Origin of the sequence: Arsenophonus sp. ENCA (genome assembly GCF_002287155.1) — a bacterium.
Lineage (GTDB): Bacteria > Pseudomonadota > Gammaproteobacteria > Enterobacterales > Enterobacteriaceae > Arsenophonus > Arsenophonus nilaparvatae.
Genome location: NZ_NHNG01000391.1, coordinates 1 through 4,812 on the forward strand (window position 1 = coordinate 1; position 4,812 = coordinate 4,812).

The following is a 4,812-nucleotide window of genomic DNA, read 5'->3' on the forward strand; positions in this document are numbered from 1 at the left end:
CTTTTTTTGTCTATAGAAGGTTCAACTAATCGCCATAGGTCTTTAGGGCGGAAACATCTACTTTTTAACCATCGGCTAACCGTGTCATGAGATAAAGGCGATGGGCTGACTTCTGATAACGCCAAACTAGAGTATCTTACACTGCTTACTTGCAAGAATATTTTATAGATATCTTTAATGCATGGATAACCGGACAAAATATGAACATCCTTATTTTTTCTTGTTTTTAAATTTATACTTCTTTTTTAGAGACTGCGAAACTCGTGACCATTATACCCTATCACCTGAGTGGCGATTGATGGTAATGACCGGTTTTTGTGGTGGTTTATCAACTTTTTCTACCTTTTCATTGGAAGTTATGCTCTCCTTTCAGCAACAGCGCTACTATCATGGATTTTTGGAAATCTTAATTCATGTGGTTAGTACCTTATTGGTAACTTACCTTGGTATAGTGATTTATCAATTAATTCAGAATCGCTAGCATCTGACAATTTTTGTCAACCTAAATTGCTTAAAGACACTCTTTTTCTGCTAAATCTAACGCAAAATAGCTCAAAATCAGATTAGCACCGGCACGTTTGATGGCACCTAATGTTTCTAGCGCAACATCGATTTCATTAATCGCGCCTGCTTGAGCAGCAAATTTAATTTGGGCATATTCACCGCTGACCTGGTAAGCTGCTAATGGTAGTTCGGTTCGCTCACGAATATCACGAATAATATCGAGATAAGCACCAGCAGGTTTTATCATTAAAACCTCAGCGCCTTCTTGCTCATCTATCAATGATTCTCTAATTGCTTCATGACGATTCATTGGATCCATTTGATAACTTTTACGATCACCAATTAAGCAAGAGCCTGCCGCTTCGCGAAAAGGGCCATAAAGGTTAGATGCAAATTTGGTTGAATAGGACATAATACCGGTATTAGTAAAACCTGCTTTATCCAGCGCCTCACGAATTGCCTTGACTTGCCCGTCCATTGCGGCAGAGGGCGCAATAAAATCAGCACCAGCATTTGCCGCAGTGACTGCTTGTCGGCCGAGGTTGAGTAATGTTGCGTCATTATCAACGCCATTGCTACCTAAAACACCACAGTGGCCGTGAGAGGTGTATTCACAGAAACAAGTATCTGACATGACTAGCATATCGGGTACGCTATCCTTGCAGGTTTTTGACATACGGGCAACTAAACCATTCTCTTGCCAGCTATCGCTACCTGTTTCGTCAAGATGATGGGAAATACCAAATAACATCACTGACTTGAGCCCGGCTTTAGCGATCCGTTCGATTTCATAAGGTAACTTGTGTTCCGGGATACGAAAAATTCCAGGCATAGTTGCAATAGGCTGATAATCTTTAATTTCTTCTTCCACGAAAATGGGCAATATAAGATCATTTAGCGTTAAAATTGTTTCTTTAAATAAAGCGCGAACTGCTTCTGTTTGACGTAATCGCCTTAAACGACGAATAGGCTGTTGATATTGCACACCTTCTCCTTGCTATTGCTACATAAATTATAATTAATCATATAATTTTTTTAATAATAATATTTGCATCGTATTATAAATGCTATTAATTCATCTTACATCTTTATTGATAGCGCTGTTTCTCTATACATGCCATTTTGTCTTATTGGCTGAATCCTAAATAGAGATAAATAATTAATACGATTATTGCGGTAACAATAGCATAAGACATCTGGGTTCTGATATGTTCAATATGATCACAATCAGTTGCCATTGAAGCAACGATGGCGTCGCTAGAAATTGGCGAAGTCATATCACCAAAAATCGAGCCGGTAATTGCTGCTCCGATCATTAATTCGGTAGGCATATTAACGGAAAGCGCTAATTGCACGCCAATTGGGATCATAATAGCAAAAGTTCCCCACGAAGTACCGGTTGCTAATGACATGATAGCGCTGATTAAGAAAATGAAAGCTATCGAAAACCCTGCCGGCAACACGCCTGAAGAAATTTGTGCAATATAAGCACCAGTATTAAGATCGGCAGAAACATTGCCCATTAAAAAAGCTAAAATCATCACTGAGCTAATTTTGATCATGCTGGCATAACCGATATAAATTTCCTTAAAGAAACTTTCGATCGTCAAAATGCGGCGGGCTAAAAACCAGATAAACGAGACTAAAGTACCAAACATAACTGCCCAGTAAACTGAGGTTGAGCCACTGCCTTTAGTGAACTCGCCATTACCGGTGATATATAGAGCGATAGGTACCATTAAAACCGTTGCCAGAATAGGAATAAAAAAGTTCAATACAGTTTTGGTTGCTGGATGATTAATGACTTCCTCATCAGTAATGGAAGATGGCTGATGAGATCGATGTTGATTGGCAATCGCTTTTTGTTCAGCTATTTTCATCGGCCCCCATGAATAATCGGTGAGGATATAAAATAGTACTGAAGCTAGTGATAACCAAGCCATAATATTATATGGCATAGCGGTAGCAAGGATTTCGAATGGTTCGCCAGAGATAAAACCTTTAGAAATTTGTACACCAATAACTCCCATCATGGCCGCTCCCCAACCATTGATCATGACAGAAGAACATACAGAGACACCAGAGGTTTGAATAATATAGGCCATTTTTTCTGCGGAAACACCATAATATCTAGCAATATTTTTAGTGGAAGCACCAGCGACTAATTGATTAATAGAACTCTCAATAAAAATGATTATTGAAATAAACATGGCTAGCAGTTGAATTGCTTTTTTATTTTTTATTAAACGCGTTTTATTGGTTAGTAAATATACTAAGCTTCTAACACCGCCGGTGACGCTAATTAACCGCATAATTCCGCCAATTAACAAAATAAAAATAATAGTTTGTGTATTGCCGGGGGAGGCAAAAGTAGCAATAATTCCTGTTAGTGTTGCTTGAATGCCTAACAAAATATTGTGATCGTTAATAACGGTATAACCAACTAAAATACCTATCAATAATGATAAGATCACTTGACGTGTTATTATCGCGAGTATAATAGTGATAAGCGGCGTAATTACTGTCCAAATTCCGTAGTCATTCATTGCGATACCCTGTCTCTAGCTGAGTATTAAAAATTAAGTGCTTGCTCTAAATCGTTAAGTAGATCGTCAATATCTTCTATCCCTACGGATAGACGTAATGTTGTATCGTAAATGCCCATTTTTACTCTTTCATCTTCAGTCATAGCGGCATGAGACATGGTTGCTGAATGATTTACCATGCTTTCAACACCACCTAATGACTCGGCCAGAACAAAATATTGCAATTTGCTGATAATATTTTTTACGTTATCTCGATTGCCATTAATGTTAATGGTAACAACAGCGCCACCAGTTTTCATTTGTGTCTGACAAATATGATACTGGGGATTATCTGATAGCCCTGGATAGTATACTTTTGTGATATTACGATGATTATTTAAAAACTTGGCAATTGTCAGTGCATTAGCGCATTGTCTTGTCATGCGAAGATCTAAAGTTTTTAATCCCCTTAATGCAAGATAAGCATCAAAAGGTGAAGCAATAGCACCGATGGTTGTTTTAATTACATCAATTTTATCGGCTATTGTAGATTGATTAGTGATAACGGCGCCACCGATTAAGTCTGAGTGTCCGCCTATGTATTTACTGGTAGACAACATGACAATATCAGCGCCTAATTTAAGGGGTTTTTGATTCCAGGCAGTAGCAAAAGTATTATCGACACAGGTTATGATGTTATTTTCTTTTGCCAACTGACAAATTTTACTGATATCAACAAGTTCTAATAGCGGATTAGTAGGGCTTTCTATCCAAATCAGACGGGTATTATTGCGTAAATGCTGTTTGACTAGTTGGAGATTATTGAGATCAATATAATCAACTTGATGACCACTTGTTTCTTTGATTAACTTTTCAAATATACGGTAAGTACCGCCATACACACCTTGCATGGCAATAATATGAGAGTTTTGTGGTAGCAAATTTAATACTAGTAATGTTGCAGCGACACCTGATGCGGTTGCGGTAGCATAAATACCTTTTTCAATATCGGCTAGTAACGTTTCGTATGCATAGCGAGTTGGATTTTTAATTCTTGAATAGCTAAACTCACCATTTACATCAATATTTTGTTGAATAAAACTACTTGCTGTGGTGATAGTCGGAAAAAGCGCGTTATTAGCTTTATCAAGCTGGTTCCCACCATGAATTAAAATAGTTGAAAATTTTGCCATTATAATCCTTATATTTTTTTCTAATCAGCGTTAATTCATTATATGACAATAAGTATAGTTGTATAAATGGATAGAATTACACTAGGGCACCTCGAAAAACTCAAGATTTTCAATTAACCCTTGGCTTTCATTCTAAATAATTAGATTTTTTTTGATTATCACGCTACTGATTCTATCGCACATTGCCCTGGCTAGGGCCATTTGACCCATTCTGGGCGTCAGAAAGCCACGATGCACGCGCTCTGGAAGTACGCCAACCGCTTTAGGTTGTAACATGCTGCCATCATCGTCATGGCAAAATTAGCGCGCACCTGTCCAATGGTGCGGATCAGTTTTCTACCCATTTGTTCCATCGCCGCAAATGCATGTTCAACCCGTGCCCTAGTCTTTGCAATCCTGTGGTTTCGCCCTTGCTGAGTCTTGGACAACGGTTTGTTTCGATGGCCTTTACGCTGAATCTGGCTCCTATAGCCGTTTGCCTTCAGCCAAGCTTCCCGCTCCGCAGAGGGATAGCCTCGGTCGGCGTAGATATTGCGATTGGTGTTGGCCTTGTCAATGACCCTTTCGAAATGCTGACTGTCGTGGGTGCT

At 38.7% G+C, this 4,812-nt stretch carries 6 protein-coding genes; 1 reads left to right on the forward strand and 5 read right to left on the reverse strand.

Going from position 1 to position 4,812, the window contains the following annotated elements:
* Nucleotides 1–197, reverse strand: a 197-nt coding sequence (locus CBG25_RS10235) for a hypothetical protein (RefSeq protein ID WP_290604058.1), incomplete at its 3' end; no start/stop codon positions are given.
* Between CBG25_RS10235 and CBG25_RS10240 the strand changes: the two genes are divergently transcribed.
* Entirely contained in the window at nucleotides 182–481 is a 300-nt protein-coding gene (locus CBG25_RS10240) for a CrcB family protein (RefSeq protein WP_290606461.1), read from the forward strand. The genes CBG25_RS10235 and CBG25_RS10240 overlap by 16 nt on opposite strands.
* Nucleotides 482–511: 30 nt before the next feature.
* Here the strand turns inward: CBG25_RS10240 and hemB are convergent, their stop codons facing one another.
* The 4 genes from hemB to CBG25_RS10260 all read right to left on the reverse strand — a co-directional run.
* Complete coding sequence (gene hemB, locus CBG25_RS10245) at nucleotides 512–1,489, reverse strand: porphobilinogen synthase (RefSeq protein ID WP_290606462.1); 978 nt, start codon at nucleotides 1,487–1,489, stop codon at nucleotides 512–514.
* Between the two features lie 142 nt (nucleotides 1,490–1,631).
* A complete protein-coding gene (locus tag CBG25_RS10250) occupies nucleotides 1,632–3,050 on the reverse strand; it encodes a Na+/H+ antiporter NhaC family protein (RefSeq protein WP_290606464.1) in 1,419 nt (472 codons plus the stop codon).
* Between the two features lie 26 nt (nucleotides 3,051–3,076).
* A complete protein-coding gene (locus tag CBG25_RS10255; RefSeq protein WP_290606465.1) occupies nucleotides 3,077–4,222 on the reverse strand; it encodes a PLP-dependent aspartate aminotransferase family protein in 1,146 nt (381 codons plus the stop codon).
* Nucleotides 4,223–4,440: 218 nt separating this feature from the next.
* The coding region (locus CBG25_RS10260; protein ID WP_290603757.1) for a transposase at nucleotides 4,441–4,812 on the reverse strand (372 nt) is incomplete at its 5' end.